Origin of the sequence: Pseudogracilibacillus sp. ICA-222130 (assembly GCF_037892545.1) — a bacterium.
Lineage (GTDB): Bacteria > Bacillota > Bacilli > Bacillales > Amphibacillaceae > Pseudogracilibacillus.
In genome coordinates this window covers 1-18,614 of record NZ_JBBKBG010000014.1, presented here as the reverse complement: position 1 = coordinate 18,614, position 18,614 = coordinate 1, and the positions used below count along the sequence as shown (strand labels likewise).

The window sequence follows — 18,614 nt, the reverse complement described above, 5'->3', positions numbered from 1 at the left end:
AATTTAATACTGAAATCCCTTTTTATATTAAAAAATAAAAGAATTATAGGATGTTCACGTAAATGTCAAAATAAAGATACATGTTTGAAATGATGGAACAATGGTATGGTGAAAAGGAGAAATATAATAACAGGTAATTTTTAAAGGAATGGGATATCTACTACTAATAAAAAATATTGTTATCGCCATCTCGAATTTATAAGTTCAGTTTGGTACAATAAAATAAAAGCAAAGCGGGGTTTTATGATGGAATGGTTCCAAATGTATCAATGGGAAGTTTTTATTTTCCTAGAAATAGCCTCATGGATTTTTTTGTTTCTATTTTTATTGTTACGTTATGCGTTTGATCGAGTGAAAATAGGGCAAATTTTTCTCTTATTATTTTTATTGTTTATTCTATTGGAAGGAATTCTTGCCTTCATAAACTATCAACAAACAGGGGAAATCGAGACATTTCAAATCGTTGTATGCATTTTTATTATATATGCTTGTACGTTTGGAATCAGTGATTTTAAAAAACTGGACCGTTATATTAAACAAAAAGTAGGAAAATGGCGTAAAGTGGATTTGCTCACTGAAAAAGATAGAGCAATAATGGAAAAACAACAAAACCCTACATATATTGCACGTCGTTACCGTTTATGGTGGTATATGCACACAATCGTATTAATTATTGCGAACATTATTTTTTGGCAATTATATGGGGATAAGGCGACACACTTTTTATCGTATATACAAGATTGGTCTTGGTTTGAACAAGAGACGATTCATCATGCGCCATATAAACACGAAATGGTCATGAATATTGTTCGTTTATGGCTCGTTATCTATGTGGTGGATACGATAATCGCGTGGTCGTATACATTTTTTCCGAATAAAGAGAAAGGGGAATAAGGGAAGATGATTCGAACAGCAATTCCAGTACATGAAGCAATTGAAAAGGTATTAGCACATACAACACAATTACATAGTGAAACTGTCAAACTTGAGGATGCATATGGGAGGGTATTGCGCGCACCGATCATTGCGAGTCATCCAGTTCCCCCATTTGATCGGTCTGCATATGACGGGTATGCCGTTCGCTCAGAAGATACAGCACACGCAACGAAAACGAATAAGGTTGCATTTAAAAAAATTGGTGATATTGGTGCAGGTTATGTCGGAACAAAAAAACTACAACCTTTTGAAGCGTATCGAATCATGACAGGGGCAAAATTACCTGAAGGCGCCGATGCGATTATCATGTTAGAGCATACAGAAACGACAGATGACGGTTTTACAATAGATACACCTATTACGTATCATCAAAACATTTCTTTTACAGGTGAAGATGCTAAGGAAGGAGAAGTGCTCATAGAGGCAGGGGATATAATTCATCCTGGTACGAGCGCATTATTAGCAACATTTGGCTATGCAAATGTCGAAGTTGGAAAAAAACCTCGTGTTAGTATTTTATCGACGGGCACGGAGTTATTAGATGTCGATGAACCGTTACAAGAAGGAAAAATTCGAAATTCAAATGGTCCCATGCTAGAAGCACAGCTCAAACGAATGGGCATTCAAGCGACTTCTTACGGGATGTCAGAGGATAACTTAGATGCGTGTACAAAAATAGTAGAAGAAGCATTAGAAAAATCTGACGTCGTAATGACGACAGGAGGTGTGTCAGTAGGGGATTATGATTATTTACCGCAAATTTATGAACGTTTAGGTGCGACAGTGTTATTTGATAAAATTATGATGCGACCGGGAAGTGTGACAACGGTTGCTGTACTTGACGATAAATTATTGTTTGGCCTTTCAGGAAATCCATCTGCATGTTTTACTGGCTTTGAACTATACGCTCGTCCAGCTTTATTAAAGATGATGGGGGCTACAAAATTATTTTTACCGACGATGAAAGCATCTTTAGGGGAAGACTTTACAAAGGCCAATCCGTTCACACGATTTATTCGCGCATCTTGGGAAATTCAAAACGGAAAAATCGTTGCTTCACCTGCTGGTTTTAATAAATCAAATGCTGTTTCATCGATTGCTAGAGGAAACTGTATCATCGTTTTACCTAGTGGTTCTGAAGGCTATGTAAAAGGCGCAGAAATTGATGTATTATTATTAGGACAAGAACAGGGTGTTGCACAATGGATACTGTAAAGATATTACATGTAGTCGGATATAAAAATAGTGGGAAAACGACATTAATGAAAAACTGGATTTCATATTTAAAGGAATCAGGTTATAAAGTAGCGGCAATTAAACATCATGGCCATGGAGCAAAACTCGCGATGCCAGACGAAGCGAAAGATTCCATGCAATATATTGCACATGGTGCGGATATGTCACTTGTTAGTGGGGGCGGTTATACACAGCAAATTATGCAAAAAGAATCTTCTTATAAGGAATTAATTGCCCTTGCAAAACGGGATGAACCAGATATTATTTTAGTGGAAGGATTTAAAGAAGAACAAGGAAAGAAAGTGGTGCTTGCTACAGAAGAAGAATGGGAAACATTACAACAACTCGATGGAATTGTGCTTGTTGTAGGCGATGTAGCAACAGATCGATATGAAACGATTGCTTCCCGTACATTCGAAGACCGTTTAAATAGTTGGTTACGTAGTTGGTTAAGAGAAGCTTTTTGATTTGAGGGATATGTATATGGCACAAGAACGTCTTATCGGTATATTGTTAGCTGGAGGATTGTCTAGTCGGTATGGAGAACCGAAAGCTTTTGCAACGTGGAAAAATAAATATTTTTATACATGGTCCTATGATATTTTACATGATGTTTGTGAGGAGGTCATCGTTGTAACGCGAGAAGAGTTACAACCATTATTTCCTAAACATATCATTACTATAACGGATGTAGAGCCGTTTGTTGGTTGTGGGCCACTTGCTGGTATTTATAGTGCGATGGAAGTGTCAGAAGGGGACCGATATGTAGTTTTACCTTGTGATATGCCGTTAATGAAGAAAGATGTCATTAAAAAACTTATTGAAAAACATAAAAAAGGTGTTACAGTAGTACAAACAGATTATTATATTCAACCGCTCGTTTCTATTTGGGACAGATCGATGAAACAACGGATTTATGAAGCGCTCATGCAAAAACAATATAAAATAAGAACCGTACTAAAAGAGCCATATGTACATATGGTACAAGGAAAGGCATTAACCGATGAAGCACATATATTTTCCAATATTAATACGAAGGAAGAAGAGAGGAGGTTGGAAGTATGGAACCGATTGTAGACAAATTTGGTCGGCCCATTCGTGATTTACGTATTTCGGTGACAGACCGGTGTAATTTTCGATGCACATATTGTATGCCGAAGGAAATATTTGGGGATGATTACGCATTTTTACCGAAAGAGGAGTTATTAACATTCGAAGAAATTATCCGTTTAAGTGAATTATTTGCATCGCTAGGTGTAGAAAAATTACGATTAACTGGTGGAGAACCTTTACTTCGCCAAGACTTACCAAACTTAATCAAAAAATTACACGCGATTGAAGGAATTCATGATATCGGATTAACGACGAACGCAGTGATGCTTGGAAAACATGCCCAGCCTTTATTTGATGCAGGATTACGTCGTCTTAACATTAGTTTAGATGCATTATCAAAAAAGGTTTTTGGTAAAATGAATGGGCGTGGAACGACTCCAGATATCGTATTAAAAAATATTGATCTTGCCAAAGAAATTGGTTTCGAAATCAAAGTAAATATGGTCGTTCAAAAAGGGGTCAACGAACGAGAAATAATCCCGATGGCTACTTATTTTAAAGAACGAGGAATTACTTTACGATATATTGAATTTATGGATGTTGGAAATGACAATGCATGGAGTTTTGAACGTGTCGTTTCTAAAAAGGAAATATACGATATGCTTAACGAAAATTTTGATTTAGAACCAGTAGAAGCGAGTTATTTCGGGGAAGTTGCGAAACGATATCGATATAAAGATAATGGAGCTGAGGTCGGTTTTATTACTTCTGTTTCGGAATCATTTTGTTCTTCTTGTACGCGCGCACGGCTCTCTTCTGAAGGGAAAATATATACATGTTTATTCGCATCAAGTGGGTTTGATATAAAAGAACTCGTTCGTAATGGATATTCAGACGAACAGTTATTAGAGGCATTAACGAAGGTGTGGGAAAATCGAATCGATCGTTATTCTGATGAACGAACCGAAGAAACTGCGAAAAAACGTAAGAAAATAAATATGAGTTATATAGGTGGATAAATAATCGAATTTGGATCAACAAATTACCATGAAATACGAGTGATAATTCAAAAAAGAAATGTACAAAAATTTCTTTGGGAGAAAAAGCTTTGCTAAGTCTCAATAAGTTATAGACTATAAGAGACTTAGCAGCTCCTCGCTAAAAATAACCGTACATTTCTTTTTTTAGTTATGTAACATGCATGATTCGTATTGTAAGGACCTATCTTAATGTATGTTCCAAACTATTTTTATTAGGAAGCAAATTCTTTAATAATTTTCGCTAACTCTTTTTCCTCTTTTGATAACGAAAAGTCTTTGTCTAAATTTTGAAAGGAGTCGAGATGGTCAAATTCTCTTTCATCGTTAATAGTCGAGTCGATGATTGTAAGGATTTCGTCATCTGATAATAAATCTTCCGTATCAGAAGTGTTGATAACATAGTAATAGGAACCATCCTTCCATTCATATGAAGTGTCAATTACTTCGTCCTCATCGTTGATACTCATATGTTTGATTACTTCTGTACCATCGTCAGCCTTTAAAGATTCTGTCTCCTTACTATCTTCGTCATAAATATCTAATTGTTCTGCTCTAACATGAAAAACATAGGTTAAATGTTCGATATGATAAAAAGCTCTTACTTCATTTGTATGTCTTGAAGAAGGGACTTCAGATGGATTGTTTAATACACCAATCGATTCCATTTCTACACGTTCTTCATTAAATGATGGAAATTTAACCTCATTTAAATCGATTGTGAAATGGTCATAGATCGGGTTATATGCTCCTTCATTTTCTGTATTCATTGATTTTGTCAGTAATTGTAGCAATGTTTGCATCTTTTCTTTATCTTCTGTGGATTGTACATTTGAGATATGTGGATTATACAACCTTCCATCAAATTCAAATGCCATGCCATACACGCCTTCATCTGATTGATAGTACATGCCTTCTTTTCCATTTTCAGAAAATTCCTTTATGTTTGTTGCTTCTGACTCATTTTCTTCCATAAATGTTTCGATTCCATACTCTGTTAAAACAGGGGATTGTAATAGTTGCACGAGGACATCTGTCACGTCAATTGACGTTTCTACACTAATTGGCTGTTTTTCATCTTGCGGACTATTAAACATATTTACATTCATATAGTCATCACCAGGTTCTAGAATACTTATGATTGGCTCGTCTTTTGCAGCTTCAAACAAATTAACTAAAGCTTCACGTTGATTGATCGCTTTATCTGTATCAATGAGAGGTGCATCAGGGTTTTTTGGTTCATTTATGTTGTTTTCTTGTTGTAAGACCTCACTATTTCCTGCATTTTCTGCTTCTATCTTATTTTCCTCGTTAGGCTCCTCATTTTTATTTGTTGTATTACAACTTACGAGCACGATAGCGGCAAAGCAGATGACCGCCCATTTTAATAATTGCTTCAATATGAATTCCTCCTTGTATGTATCTCTTGTCATTAAAAACGTATTTATATATTACCGAAATGAAAAATAGAATGCTAGAGGGAATTTTGAAAAATGAAAAAGATGATAGAAAAGTAACGGGGCGATAACAAATGAACATAGGTCTTTTATGATATATCTCCTTTTAAATGGATATGTACCTCCTCCATTTTAGGGAAACACCTTACTTATATAGGTGTTTCCCTAATAGTCTAGTATTTTCGTATATATGATAATAAGAATATAACCATGAATAAGTATTGATTTTCCTTAATGATGTAACGTTTAAGATAGAAAGGATGATGAGTCCGTATGAAGCGAAAATTTGGGTTGAAATTTTTTCAGCCGACAGAAAAGTATTCAGGTAGCTGGTCAATTTTAGAAGAGAAAAGTAGAGAATGGGAGAATATGTATCGTGAACGATGGTCCCATGACAAAGTTGTGCGAACCACACACGGGGTAAACTGTACTGGTTCATGTAGTTGGAAAGTATTTGTGAAAAATGGAATTATTACGTGGGAAAACCAACAGATAGATTATCCATCATGTGGACCAGAAATGCCAGAATTTGAACCTCGGGGATGTCCGCGTGGAGCCTCCTTTTCTTGGTATGAATATAGTCCACTCCGTGTGAAATATCCATATATGCGTGGTCGACTATGGCGTTTATGGCAAGCGGCTTTGGAAGAACATGAAAATCCTGTTGATGCATGGGCAAGTATAGTGGAAGATGAAGAAAAGGCAATGTCATACAAAAAAGTTCGTGGAAAGGGTGGACATGTACGGGTCGATTGGCAAGATGCATTGCAGCTAATTAGTGCGCAATTAATTTATACGATTCGTAAATATGGTCCAGATCGTATTGCAGGGTTTACCCCTATTCCAGCGATGTCGATGATTAGTTATGCCGCTGGTTCTCGTTTTATTAGTTTACTAGGTGGAGAAATGCTTAGTTTCTATGATTGGTATGCGGATTTACCACCTGCGTCTCCACAAATTTGGGGAGAGCAAACGGATGTTCCAGAGTCATCTGACTGGTATAATACGGGTTATTTAATTATGTGGGGCTCCAATGTTCCATTAACTCGTACACCGGATGCACATTTTATGACAGAAGTACGTTATAAAGGGGCAAAGGTCGTTTCGGTTGCTCCAGACCATGCGGAAAATGTGAAGTTTGCGGACAATTGGTTACCGGCAAATCCAGGAACAGATGCTGCATTAGCCCAAGCGATGACACATGTTATTTTAGATGAATTTTATGTACAACGTGAAGAAAAAATGTTTATTGATTACGCGAAACAATATACGGATATGCCATTTTTAATCATGTTAGATGAATATGACGGAAAATATAAAGCTGGACGTTTCCTACGTGCAAGTGATCTCGGCGACGCAACCGAGCATGCTGATTGGAAACCACTCCTTATTGATCAAATAAAAGACGATATTATCGTGCCAAATGGAACGATGGGACAACGTTGGGAAGAAGAGACGAAATGGAATTTACAATTAGAAAATGAAGATGGGACATTTATTGATCCGGCAATGTCCGTGTTAGATAGTGAAGCGACGATAGAAGAAATTGTGTTTCCATTTTTTGATCAAAAGGAAAATGGTGTATTTACGAGACATATTCCGACAAAGACGATTACATTGCAAGATGGTACAACGAAAAAAATTGCTACGGTCTATGATTTAATGTTAAGCCAATACGGAGTAGACCGCGGATTAAATAGTCCATACGACGCTAAAAGTTATGAGGATGAAACATCGCATTATACGCCGGCATGGCAAGAAACCATTACGAGTGTGAAAGCATCGGTTGTCGTACAAGTTGCTCGTGAGTTTGCACAAAACGCTATCGACACAAATGGTCGTTCGATGATTATTATGGGAGCTGGAATTAACCATTGGTTTAATAGTGACACGATTTATCGTTCCATTTTAAATCTCGTGATTTTAACTGCTTCTCAAGGTGTCAATGGTGGAGGTTGGGCACATTATGTCGGACAAGAAAAGGTACGTCCGATTGAAGGATGGTCTACCATCGCTTTTGCAAAGGATTGGCAAGCACAAGCACGTCAACAAAATGCGACATCATTTTTCTATTTTGCAACAGACCAATGGAAATATGAAGAAAGTGGAACAGATGCGTTAAAATCCCCACTTGCAGATGACATCCGTTATCAACATCCAGCAGATTATAATGTGCTAGCTGCAAGGCTTGGTTGGTTACCATCTTATCCACAATTTAATAAAAATAGTTTGTTGTTCGCCGAAGAAGCGGCTCAAGAAGGAAAGACGTCAGAAGAGGATATTATTCAACATGCATATGAACAAGTCGTTACAGGAGAAGTGAAAGCAGCAGTGGAAGACCCAGATTCACCAGAAAACTTCCCGAAATCACTATTTGTTTGGCGTTCGAACCTTATTTCAAGTTCGGCAAAAGGACAAGAATATTTTATGAAGCATTTACTAGGTGCTTCAGATGGATTGCTCGCCTCAGCAAATGAAGATGACAAACCAGAAGAAATTGTTTGGCGAGAAGATGTCGAAGGAAAATTAGATTTACTCGTTTCTTTAGATTTTCGAATGACTTCGACCCCTTTATATTCTGATATCGTTCTTCCTGCTGCAACATGGTATGAAAAAGATGATATTTCTTCCACAGATATGCACCCATTTGTACACCCATTTAATCCAGCGGTTGATCCGTTATGGGAGTCTAGATCAGATTGGGATATTTATCGTTCTTTAGCGGAAACGTTTAGTGAAATGGCGGAGGAACATTTACCAGGTATTTATAAAGACCTTGTTACAACACCACTTGCACATGATACGAAGAGTGAAATATCGCAACCGTTAGGGGAAGTAAAAGATTGGAAGAAAGGCGAAATTGAACCAATTTTAGGTAAAACGATGCCGAATTTCTCTGTTGTAGAGCGAGATTACACGAAAATTTATGACAAATTTGTTTCGTTAGGTCCATTACTTGAAAAAGGGAAAATTGGTGCGCACGGTGTTGCGTTCCCGGTAGAAGAAGAGTATGACGATATAAAGAAAATAAACGGCACACATTTTGATGAAACAATCAAAAATGGTTTACCGATGATGCGGACGGCAAAACAAGCGATAAATGCCGTATTACATCTATCTTCTGCGACGAATGGAAACGTATCTCAAAAAGCGTGGGAAACTGCAGAAGGCATAACAGGAATGGAGTTAAAAGATATATCAGCAGACCGTGCCGCCGAAAAAATTACGTTTGAAAATATTACAGTGCAACCGAGAGAGGTCATTCCGACACCTGTATTTAGTGGATCGAATAAAGCTGGTAGAAGGTATTCGCCATTTACGACGAATATTGAACGATTGGTTCCATTCCGAACGTTGACTGGAAGACAGCATTTCTATATCGATCATGAAATCTTTATACAGTATGGGGAATCACTCCCTGTGTATAAACCAACATTGCCACCACTTGTTTTTGGGGCAAACGATAAGAAAGTGGTCGGTGGAAAAGATGCACTTGTCTTACGTTATTTAACACCACATGGAAAATGGAATATCCATAGTACGTATCAAGATAACTTGCATATGTTGACATTATTCCGTGGTGGTCCAACCGTTTGGATTAGTGATGTAGATGCAAAAGAACATGATATTGACGATAACGAATGGTTAGAAGTATATAACCGCCACGGTGTTGTAACAGCTCGAGCAGTCGTAAGCCACCGTATGCCAAAAGGAACGATGTTTATGTATCATGCTCAAGATAAGCATATTCAAGTTCCAGGTTCTGACATTACCGAACAACGAGGTGGAAGCCATAATGCACCAACGAAAATACATGTAAAACCGACACAAATGGTTGGGGGCTATGCCCAATTAAGTTACGGATTTAACTATTACGGTCCAATAGGAAACCAACGTGACGGGTATGTGGCTGTCCGCAAGATGAAGGAGGTAAATTGGCTTGAAGATTAAAGCGCAAATAGCAATGGTCATGAACTTAGATAAATGTATTGGTTGTCATACGTGTAGTGTGACATGTAAGAGCACTTGGACGAATCGGAAAGGTGCTGAATATATGTGGTTTAACAACGTTGAGACGAAACCAGGAATTGGGTATCCAAAACGTTGGGAAGACCAAGAACATTATAAGGGCGGCTGGCAAATGCGAAACGGCAAACTCGAACTAAAATCAGGTTCGAAAATGTCTAAGGTCGCATTAGGAAAGATTTTTTATAATCCAGATATGCCTGAAATGGAAGATTACTATGAACCATGGACATATGATTATGAAAGTTTAACGACGGCACCGGAAAAGAAACATACCCCGGTTGCACGTGCAAAATCAGCTGTAACAGGCGAAAAAATGGATTTAGAATGGGGACCGAACTGGGAAGATGATTTAGCTGGAGCACATATTACAGGTCCTCAAGATCCAAATATCCAAAAAATTGAAGAGGAAATCAAATTCAATTTTGAAAAATCGTTCATGATGTATTTACCACGTCTTTGTGAGCATTGTTTAAATCCGAGTTGTGTTGCATCATGTCCATCTGGTGCGATGTATAAGCGTGATGAGGATGGAATTGTATTAGTCGATCAAGAAGCATGTCGTGGTTGGCGTTACTGTATGACAGGGTGCCCGTACAAAAAAGTATATTTTAACTGGCAAACGAATAAAGCGGAAAAATGCACCTTTTGTTATCCAAGAATTGAATCTGGACTACCAACGGTTTGTTCCGAAACTTGTACAGGGCGAATTCGCTATTTAGGTGTTTTATTATACGATGCGGACCGTGTGTTAGAAGTTGCGTCGACTCCAGATGAGAAAGATTTATATGAAGCACAGTGCGATTTATTTTTAGATCCGAATGATCCTGAAATAGTGAAGCAAGCGAGAAAAGACGGAATTGCCGAGGAGTGGATTGAAGCAGCACAAAATTCACCCGTTTATAAATTAGCAATCGAATATAAATTAGCATTTCCATTACACCCAGAATATCGTACATTGCCAATGGTTTGGTATGTACCACCATTAAGCCCGATTATGAGTTATTTTGAAGGAAAAGATTCCATTAAAAATCCTGACATGATTTTTCCTGCTATTGAAGAAATGCGGACACCAATTCAGTATTTAGCGAATATGCTTACGGCTGGTGATACAAAGTCTGTGAAGGAATCATTACAACGAATGGCGATGATGCGTTCATATATGCGAGCACGATCATCTGGAAAAGATTTTGATGAAAGTCGGTTAGATCGTGTCGGTTTAACAGCACACCAAACGCAACAGATGTACCGATTACTAGCAATTGCAAAATATGAAGATCGCTTTGTCGTTCCAACCTCACACCGGGAAGGATATATGGATCCATATCGTGCACAGGGTTCGATGGGATATGATATGGGTTGTGATGGATGTGGACCTGCTTCCCCAAATCCGCCGAAAAAATCTGGAAAAGAAATTTATGAGGAAAATTTCTATGGGGGGATTTGGCGTGATTAACTTAGAAAAATTGTACAGTCAGAAAACAGCATTTGGATTTTTTGCACAACAATTAACTTATCCAGAAAAGAGCACTTACCATCCGAAGTTGTTGGAAGAAAGTATTCAAGTAGATGATCCAGCATATCCATTCATAAAACAATATTGGGAAAACGTACAATCGTATAGCTTAGAACAGTTACAAGAATTATATGTACAAACATTTGATTTTCATAAAAAAGCAACCCTTTATATGACATTTTTCAAATTTGAAGATGCGAAAGAACGCGGACAAATGTTAGCAAAGTTAAAAGTCATGTATGAAATGTTTGGGCTAAAGATGCCGAGTGGCGAGTTATCAGATTACTTGCCACTCATAAGTGAATTTTTATATGCAGCCGAATGGCTAGGAGATGATAGAGCGGAAGATAGCTTCAACATTTTAATGGCCGTATTAGAGGATGGCACCTATCATTTATTACAAGGGTTGGAGGAAATAGATAGTGTGTACTATCCACTCGTAAAAGGATTTCGTGAAACATTGAAGTCGTGTTTACAAGAGGAGGTCATGTCAAATGAACATGATTGACCAGCTTTTGTGGGTAATTTTCCCATATATATGTATCGTTACATTTATTGTCGGACATATATTTAGGTATCGAACAGATCAATTTAGTTGGACGGCAAAATCAAGTGAATTTATTGAGAAAAAACAATTAATGATCGGAAGTCTTTTGTTTCATATCGGTATCTTTCCAGTTATTTTAGGGCATGTATCAGGATTGGGAATACCGAAATCATGGATGAATGCAATCGGTGTGAATGATCATTTATACCATTTAGGAGCTGTATATATCGGTAGCTTTTTTGGGTTTATAACATTGCTCGGGATGATTATTTTAACCTCAAGACGATTTACGAAAAAAAACGTACGCAAATTAAGTACGACATCTGATTTAATCGTAAATGTTGTTTTATTATTTATTGTTTTTATGGGTATGTATGCCACAATCGTAACAAATACTGTACAACCTGATTTTGATTACCGTGAAACTATTTCTGTCTGGTTTCGTCAATTATTTTTATTACGTCCAGATGCATCTTTAATGCAATCTGTTCCACTCGCATTTAAATTACATGTATTATCAGGTTTCTTTATTTTTGGAATGTGGCCATTTACGAGACTCGTTCACGTGTGGAGTGTACCGTTAAACTATATCGGAAGAAGTTATATTATTTATCGAAAAAACCGAACATAATTTATATGATAATACGTCGAAATATATACAACTCTATTCAAGCTAACAGAGGTACAAGGGGGAAGTATTATTTTGGCGTTTTTTACAATAGTTCCTCTAGGTAAATATTTTTCGACTACTCTATTATCGTGTACACTAGGGACAGGGTAACGGAGTGCTCAGAGGAGGAAGTAGAATGGCAAGGTCGATTCAACGAATGATAGAAAATATAAAAGAAAAATATGCATTAGACTTTGTCGCTGTGACAAATGTATATATGCAACCATATGAAACAAATTTAAGATGGGAATATGCAGTCGGAAATATTGCAGAAAGATTTAAGCGAATCGTATTAAAATCCGGAAAGGGAATCGCAGGCATCGTCTATAAAACAGGTAAACCAATGCATGTGGAAAACACGGAAGCAGCCTTTACAGAGGATACGTTATTTAATTATCCAATAATCGTATCTGAAAAAATAAAAAGTATGTGTGCGATCCCACTTTACGAACAAAATCGAGTAAAAGGGGTTGTTTTGTTAGGTTTTCGAGAAAAAGACAAAATGACAGTAGAACTTTATGATAAAATATTAGAGAACATAGAAGCGGATTTTCAATATATTTATCATAAGGAGATGATCACCAAATGAAGCAAACAGTTCCTTCGTCGTCCTTGCATAATTACTTATTGAAAATGTATGACAATTGTTCGGAAGCGATTTTCTTTTTTAATGTTGTCGGTAACCTCGTCCATTTGAACAATGCAGCAAAGCAAATTGTCGATATAGAAGTGATAGAAAAAATGTTTCTTGGAGAAACGAATGCGATTTGCTTAACTTGTCATGGATATACAAGTGAAGAGGCATTAGTCACGTGTAAATCTTGTTATTTTCATGAGAAATCAAGGGATTTTAGCTCTTTTCAATTATTTTTAAATACAAAAAATGAAGGAATTGTCCCTTATGCTGCGAGTTTTCAAACCATCGATGAACAATATGGAATCAAAATGCTTATGTTAAGACCGTTAACAAAACAGATGGAAACACATAATAAATTATTAGAAAATACGACAGTAAAAAAAGTGATCAAAGCACAAGAAGATGAACGGAAACGAATATCCCGGGAGCTACATGATAGTGTCGCTCAAGAAGTGCTTAGCTCTTTATTGGAGATTCAGTTAGTCAAATATTTACCTAATGAAGAAGCAGTCCATGAAAGATTACAACAAATAGAAGGTTCTTTATCCCGTTTATTAGATGATATTAGCAATATGTCTGTAGAATTAAGGCCAGCATCTCTAGATGATCTAGGTATTGAAGCTGCCTTTCGCTCTCATTTTAGTTGGATTGAAAAAAATTACGGTTTGGAAATTCATTACACATCTGAAATTAACGGACAACGGTACAATAGTGAGATGGAAACAGTCATCTATCGTGTCGGACAAGAAGCTATATTGAATGCTTTAAAATATGCCAATGTAGATGAAATTTTTGTCCATCTATATGAAGCCGAAGACAACGTAATATTGCATATTATTGACCAAGGGAACGGATTTAATTTGGCGAACTATAACGCGAAAGGAACAGGTTTAGGGTTATTTGGCATGAAAGAACGGACAGCACTCGTCAATGGAACCATACAGATCGATACAGAAATTGGCAAAGGAACAAAGGTCGTCTTATCTGTGCCAATTGAAGGGGGAATATAAGTGAAAATCGTCATAGCGGATGATCACGCTGTCGTTCGAAGTGGATTTTCGATGATCCTTAATTATCAAGAAGATATGGAAGTCGTTGCAACGGCAGCAGATGGAATGGAGGCATACCAAAAAGTTGCGAAATACGAACCGGATATTTTATTGCTTGATATTAGTATGCCACCAGGAGAAAGTGGGCTAATTACGACGGGCAAAATCCATGCAGATTTTCCAAATACTAAAATATTAATTTTAACGATGTACGATGAAGAAGAGTATATGTTTCACGTCTTAAAAAGTGGTGCATCTGGATATATTTTAAAAAATGCTCCTGATAAAGAATTAGTACATGCAATACGCGTTGTACATGATGGTGGAACATACATTCATCCGAAAATGGCAACATCACTTGTCAAAGAGTATGTTGAAGAAAATAAAAGCCACGCACCAGATGATCCATTTCACGTTTTATCCAAACGTGAATTAGAAATTTTACCACTCGTTGCCAAAGGGTATGGCAATAAAGATATCGCAGAAAGGTTATTTATTTCCGTAAAAACAGTGGAAGCACATAAAGCGAAAATAATGGACAAGCTTCACTTAAAAACACGTCCAGAGCTAGTCGAATATGCATTTAAGAAAAAGTTATTAGACTTTTAAAGGGAGGCTACTAGCCGATGCAATTTCAGACGAAAGATAAAGCTTTAAGAATCTTAGAAAATGAACATCGTTATTTAACATATGTAATGGATGAGTGGCATGAAATCATTTTACATTTTGAACATGATATGTACGATGAAACGACAGGTAGGGAAGCATTTCAAACATTACGCAAACAATTGATTGCTTTTATTGATCCATTAAAAAATCATACAGAAAAAGAAGAAAAATATTTCTTCCCGCTATTAGGGCAATATATTGGATTGGAACAAGGACCAATATTATCGATTGAAGAGGAACATGCAGAAATTGATGCCTATATCGGTCATTTTTTACATCATACGAGAATGTCCTTAGACACATTATCATTAGCTGATATGAAGGCATTAGTAAAAGATGCGGGAGAAGCATTTGAAGTGTTAACAGTGCATTTCGTCAAAGAAGAATCGGTGTTATTTCCGATGGCCGAACGAGTGATGCGGGAAACAGATAAAGAAAAACTATTAGAACAAGTGAATACGCTCATTATTTAATATGTTAAGGGAATACCCGAAGTAAGAGAGGGTACTCCCTTATTCGTTTCTGTTTGTCCTTTAGGTAAAATAAAGATAGGGAAATTAATACTTATCCATTCATTACCTAAGGAAAAGGTGAGCTTATGATTAAAAAAATGCAATTACCATTACAAACATTAAACTTAGTCGTCGGATTTATGGTATGGGTTATTATTTCTTCTCTCTTACCATTTATTCAAGAGGATATTCAAATTCCAGCTGATAAAATTGCTATTTTAACGGCGATTCCGGTCGTTTTAGGGTCCATCTTACGTATTCCATTAGGCTATTATGCGAATGTGTTCGGTGCAAGGATTGTATTTCTCGTTAGTTTTATTTTATTGTTATTTCCAGTGTTTTATATTAGTGAGGCATCAAGTTATATTGATTTAATGATTGGTGGGTTATTTTTAGGAATCGGTGGAGCAGTTTTTTCTGTTGGTGTCACATCTCTTCCGAAATATTATCCAAAAGAAAGACACGGATTTGTGAATGGGATTTATGGAGCAGGGAATATTGGAACCGCAATTTCTACATTTGCTGCACCGGTTATTGCGACACAAATTGGTTGGTCGATGACCGTAAAATTATATTTAATTTTACTGCTTATCTTTGTACTATTAAACTTTGTTTTCGGTGATAGAAATGAAGAACGAATGAGAGCGCCGATTATGAAGCAAATTAAATCTGTCTATAAAAATGAAAAACTATGGTATTTTTCTTTATTTTACTTTATCACCTTCGGTTCGTTTGTAGCATTTACCGTCTATTTACCAAATTTTCTTGTTGATTATTTTGAATTAGATAAAGTAGATGCTGGGATGAGAACGGCAGGATTCATTGCAGTTGCTACTGCTTTACGCCCAGTCGGTGGTTGGTTAGGTGATAAGTTTCAACCTTTATTTTTATTGATGGGTGTATTCGTTACATATACAGTAGCTGCTATGTTACTAGCCTTTTCTCCATCCATCTTTTTATATAGTGTCGGTTGTATCGTGATTGCCATCAGTGCGGGAATTGGAAATGGAGTTATTTTTAAACTCGTCCCATATTATTTCCAACAACAGGCAGGTATCGTAAACGGTATCGTTTCGATGATGGGAGGATTAGGAGGATTTTTCCCACCATTATTACTTGCAGCGATTTATTCAATCACTGGTCAATATTCGATTGGTTTCATGCTGTTATCTTCTGTTTCATTAGCAAGTTTAGTCATCGTCATTAGCATGCATTATCAAGACAAATTAGAAGTGGCAAATGAAGTGTTTAATTCTACCGGGCAAGGGATTTTAGTAACGGATCGAAATGGCACCATTTTAGCCATTAATCCTGCCTTTACGATGTTAACAGGCTATACAGAAGCAGAAGCAATCGGAAAAACGCCAGCTATCTTAAAAACGGGACGTCAAGATAAGACGTTTTATGATGAAATGTGGCAGAGTATCCATGAAACAGGAATGTGGCAAGGGGCTATTTGGAATAAGAAAAAAGATGGTGAAGAATATTTAGAGTGGTTAAATATTAGTGCTGTAAAAGATGGTGCTGGCGAAGATGTTCGTTATGTCGGTACCTTTACAGATATTACAGATGAGGAATTATAAAAAAAAGAAAGGTGGAGACAAATGGCTGGACCAGCATTGAAACAATTACATGCACATCGAGCAATTCATGATGGTGGATTGTCTGGTGCAATCGAAAAAACAGAAACCTTTTTATCGCTTTGGTGGGAAAAGAAACTAGAAGAAGCGGAAAACGCATTAGATGATGTGATTGATTATTGGAAAACGAGAATCATAAGTCATGCAGATGCAGAAGAGTCAGGATTTTACGAAGAAGTTGTAACAAATGATCCGTCTTTAGAACGTGCTGTTATTCAATTGGAAAGAGATCATGAATTATTACGGATTATCGTAAAAGATATCGAGATAGAAAGAAAAAACGAAGGAATAAATGATCAAATTATTCAAAAGTTATTTACACTTATTCATGTGAACGAGATTCATAGTCGGGATGAAGAAAGATTATTGTTCCCGCATGAACATTAAACGATATGAATACATGTATATGTAGGTGCAATTGGTGTGTACCACGCATATACAAAATGAAAAAGATGAGTGTGAGACAAACTATCCAGTTAGTACGAAATACGAACCATTAACTCATAAAGGGTTTGTACATTGTGGAAGAGGTGATTGTTTATATGTAAAAACTGTGCCTCACTTTTGTCTCCAACTCATTACTTTTTCTAAATAAATAGACGAGTTTGTCTAGTATATGGAAGGAAGATTTTCTATGCTAGTGTCGGACCGTATTTGGTCTTAGTACATATGGAACTTTTGTATACCTCTCACGTGTTGTTTATGTTCGTTTTAAAAAGGTATATACGCTCGTTCCTTTTGTGTCAAAGAAAATTACCCTTCTTTGACTCGTTCTGGATATGTGTATACATTCATTTGTTCATTTCGAACAAATCCAATAGTAGTAATTTGTAAATCATTCGCTAACTGTAAAGCTAAGTTTGTCGGTGCGGCATTCGATATAATAATACCGATTCCCATTTTAGATACTTTTAATAAGGCTTCGGAAGAAAGTCGCCCACTAAAAACAATAATTTTATCAGTTGGTCGAATATGATGTTGCAACATATGTCCATATATTTTATCTAACGCATTATGTCTTCCAATATCTTCTCTAATAGTAATGATGGCATCAGGTGTTGCAAGTGCTGTATTATGCACGCCACCTGTTGCTTTAAATAACTCGGAATGCTCTTGCATATCATTCATTAATTTCACACATTGTGCCACCGTAACAGAAGTCGTCGTATAAATCGTTCTCGCTGTTCGAGCATCACTCTTGAAATAAAATTGTCGACTTTTTCCACAACATGAACCGATAAACCGTTTAGAATGATCCTGTTCCACCATCGGCATCGTTTTATGCAGTTCTACGTAGACGAAGCCTTTTGTTTCATCTATTTGAATGGATGTGATATCTGTTATTTGTAAAATAATCCCTTCAGATGCAAGAAAACCTATGGTAAGTTCTTCTATATGAGTTGGAGTACAAACAATTGTTGCAAACTCTTCTCCTTGAATGAAAATCGTAAAAGGGAATTCAATGGCAATTGTATCATCAAAAGTATACGATTGATTGAGTGTATACCTCGTTGTGTCCCACTGTTCATATACCTTTTTATCCATTGAATTTTCTCTCCCCTTCCAATTGAAACAAACCTTTTTTTATACAATTAGTGTAGCATATTTAAAAATATTGCTCTAGTTAGT

At 36.6% G+C, this 18,614-nt stretch carries 17 protein-coding genes; 15 read left to right on the top strand and 2 right to left on the bottom strand.

What is annotated here, in order from left to right; genetic code table 11:
* The first annotated feature begins 246 nt into the window (after positions 1-246).
* Genes WKT09_RS07465 through moaA form a run of 5 tightly spaced genes read left to right on the top strand, consistent with a single transcriptional unit; the run spans position 247 to position 4,244 of the window.
* The gene (locus WKT09_RS07465; protein WP_340415447.1) at positions 247-894 is read left to right on the top strand and encodes a hypothetical protein; all 648 of its coding nucleotides are present in this window, start codon (positions 247-249) and stop codon (positions 892-894) included.
* Positions 895-900: 6 nt separating this feature from the next.
* Positions 901-2,151, top strand: coding sequence for a molybdopterin molybdotransferase MoeA (locus WKT09_RS07460; protein ID WP_340415446.1), 1,251 nt, complete (start codon positions 901-903; stop codon positions 2,149-2,151).
* Positions 2,139-2,639, top strand: a complete 501-nt coding sequence (mobB, locus tag WKT09_RS07455) for a molybdopterin-guanine dinucleotide biosynthesis protein B (protein WP_340415445.1) — start codon at positions 2,139-2,141, stop codon at positions 2,637-2,639. The genes WKT09_RS07460 and mobB overlap by 13 nt, the downstream gene beginning before the upstream one ends.
* A gap of 16 nt (positions 2,640-2,655) precedes the next feature.
* Positions 2,656-3,249 carry a molybdenum cofactor guanylyltransferase gene (locus tag WKT09_RS07450; RefSeq protein ID WP_340415444.1) on the top strand — a complete coding sequence of 198 codons (594 nt, stop codon included), beginning with the start codon at positions 2,656-2,658 and terminating at the stop codon, positions 3,247-3,249.
* A complete protein-coding gene (gene moaA, locus WKT09_RS07445) occupies positions 3,234-4,244 on the top strand; it encodes a GTP 3',8-cyclase MoaA (protein WP_340415443.1) in 1,011 nt (336 codons plus the stop codon). Before WKT09_RS07450 ends, moaA begins: the two co-directional genes overlap by 16 nt.
* Positions 4,245-4,477: 233 nt before the next feature.
* Here moaA and WKT09_RS07440 read toward each other — a convergent pair whose 3' ends face one another.
* Positions 4,478-5,662: a hypothetical protein gene (locus WKT09_RS07440; RefSeq protein WP_340415442.1), complete on the bottom strand. Its 1,185-nt coding sequence runs from the start codon at positions 5,660-5,662 to the stop codon at positions 4,478-4,480.
* Positions 5,663-5,992: 330 nt separating this feature from the next.
* On the opposite strand from WKT09_RS07440, the gene WKT09_RS07435 reads away from it, so the two are divergent.
* The 10 genes from WKT09_RS07435 (at position 5,993) to WKT09_RS07390 (ending at position 17,372) form a co-directional block, all read left to right on the top strand.
* Positions 5,993-9,670 (top strand): nitrate reductase subunit alpha, encoded by a 3,678-nt coding sequence (locus WKT09_RS07435; protein ID WP_340415441.1) that lies wholly within the window; start codon positions 5,993-5,995, stop codon positions 9,668-9,670.
* Positions 9,660-11,201: a nitrate reductase subunit beta gene (gene narH / locus WKT09_RS07430; protein ID WP_340415440.1), complete on the top strand. Its 1,542-nt coding sequence runs from the start codon at positions 9,660-9,662 to the stop codon at positions 11,199-11,201. Before WKT09_RS07435 ends, narH begins: the two co-directional genes overlap by 11 nt.
* Complete coding sequence (narJ, locus tag WKT09_RS07425) at positions 11,194-11,769, top strand: nitrate reductase molybdenum cofactor assembly chaperone (RefSeq protein WP_340415439.1); 576 nt, start codon at positions 11,194-11,196, stop codon at positions 11,767-11,769. Before narH ends, narJ begins: the two co-directional genes overlap by 8 nt.
* On the top strand, positions 11,756-12,439 hold the full coding sequence (gene narI, locus WKT09_RS07420; protein ID WP_340415438.1) for a respiratory nitrate reductase subunit gamma: 684 nt from the start codon (positions 11,756-11,758) through the stop codon (positions 12,437-12,439). Before narJ ends, narI begins: the two co-directional genes overlap by 14 nt.
* A 175-nt stretch (positions 12,440-12,614) precedes the next feature.
* Positions 12,615-13,067, top strand: coding sequence for a GAF domain-containing protein (locus WKT09_RS07415; protein ID WP_340415437.1), 453 nt, complete (start codon positions 12,615-12,617; stop codon positions 13,065-13,067).
* Positions 13,064-14,125 (top strand): sensor histidine kinase, encoded by a 1,062-nt coding sequence (locus WKT09_RS07410; RefSeq protein ID WP_340415436.1) that lies wholly within the window; start codon positions 13,064-13,066, stop codon positions 14,123-14,125. The genes WKT09_RS07415 and WKT09_RS07410 overlap by 4 nt, the downstream gene beginning before the upstream one ends.
* Positions 14,126-14,773 carry a response regulator transcription factor gene (locus WKT09_RS07405; protein WP_340415435.1) on the top strand — a complete coding sequence of 216 codons (648 nt, stop codon included), beginning with the start codon at positions 14,126-14,128 and terminating at the stop codon, positions 14,771-14,773.
* 17 nt (positions 14,774-14,790) lie between these two features.
* Positions 14,791-15,306, top strand: coding sequence for a hemerythrin domain-containing protein (locus WKT09_RS07400; protein WP_340415434.1), 516 nt, complete (start codon positions 14,791-14,793; stop codon positions 15,304-15,306).
* A gap of 125 nt (positions 15,307-15,431) precedes the next feature.
* On the top strand, positions 15,432-16,928 hold the full coding sequence (locus WKT09_RS07395) for a nitrate/nitrite transporter (RefSeq protein WP_340415433.1): 1,497 nt from the start codon (positions 15,432-15,434) through the stop codon (positions 16,926-16,928).
* Positions 16,929-16,949: 21 nt separating this feature from the next.
* Complete coding sequence (locus tag WKT09_RS07390) at positions 16,950-17,372, top strand: hemerythrin domain-containing protein (RefSeq protein WP_340415432.1); 423 nt, start codon at positions 16,950-16,952, stop codon at positions 17,370-17,372.
* 366 nt (positions 17,373-17,738) lie between these two features.
* Here WKT09_RS07390 and fdhD read toward each other — a convergent pair whose 3' ends face one another.
* Positions 17,739-18,530, bottom strand: a complete 792-nt coding sequence (gene fdhD, locus WKT09_RS07385) for a formate dehydrogenase accessory sulfurtransferase FdhD (RefSeq protein ID WP_340415431.1) — start codon at positions 18,528-18,530, stop codon at positions 17,739-17,741.
* Positions 18,531-18,614 lie beyond the last annotated feature (84 nt).

Bases quoted from the DNA above. Each gene is read 5' to 3' on its own strand.
- WKT09_RS07465 (WP_340415447.1), top strand. From the start codon at position 247: ATGGAATGGTTCCAAATGTATCAATGGGAAGTTTTTATTTTCCTAGAA.
- WKT09_RS07460 (WP_340415446.1), top strand. From the start codon at position 901: ATGATTCGAACAGCAATTCCAGTACATGAAGCAATTGAAAAGGTATTA.
- mobB (WP_340415445.1), top strand. From the start codon at position 2,139: ATGGATACTGTAAAGATATTACATGTAGTCGGATATAAAAATAGTGGG.
- WKT09_RS07450 (WP_340415444.1), top strand. From the start codon at position 2,656: ATGGCACAAGAACGTCTTATCGGTATATTGTTAGCTGGAGGATTGTCT.
- moaA (WP_340415443.1), top strand. From the start codon at position 3,234: ATGGAACCGATTGTAGACAAATTTGGTCGGCCCATTCGTGATTTACGT.
- WKT09_RS07435 (WP_340415441.1), top strand. From the start codon at position 5,993: ATGAAGCGAAAATTTGGGTTGAAATTTTTTCAGCCGACAGAAAAGTAT.
- narI (WP_340415438.1), top strand. From the start codon at position 11,756: ATGAACATGATTGACCAGCTTTTGTGGGTAATTTTCCCATATATATGT.
- WKT09_RS07415 (WP_340415437.1), top strand. From the start codon at position 12,615: ATGGCAAGGTCGATTCAACGAATGATAGAAAATATAAAAGAAAAATAT.
- WKT09_RS07410 (WP_340415436.1), top strand. From the start codon at position 13,064: ATGAAGCAAACAGTTCCTTCGTCGTCCTTGCATAATTACTTATTGAAA.
- WKT09_RS07400 (WP_340415434.1), top strand. From the start codon at position 14,791: ATGCAATTTCAGACGAAAGATAAAGCTTTAAGAATCTTAGAAAATGAA.
- WKT09_RS07395 (WP_340415433.1), top strand. From the start codon at position 15,432: ATGATTAAAAAAATGCAATTACCATTACAAACATTAAACTTAGTCGTC.
- WKT09_RS07390 (WP_340415432.1), top strand. From the start codon at position 16,950: ATGGCTGGACCAGCATTGAAACAATTACATGCACATCGAGCAATTCAT.
- fdhD (WP_340415431.1), bottom strand. From the start codon at position 18,530: ATGGATAAAAAGGTATATGAACAGTGGGACACAACGAGGTATACACTC.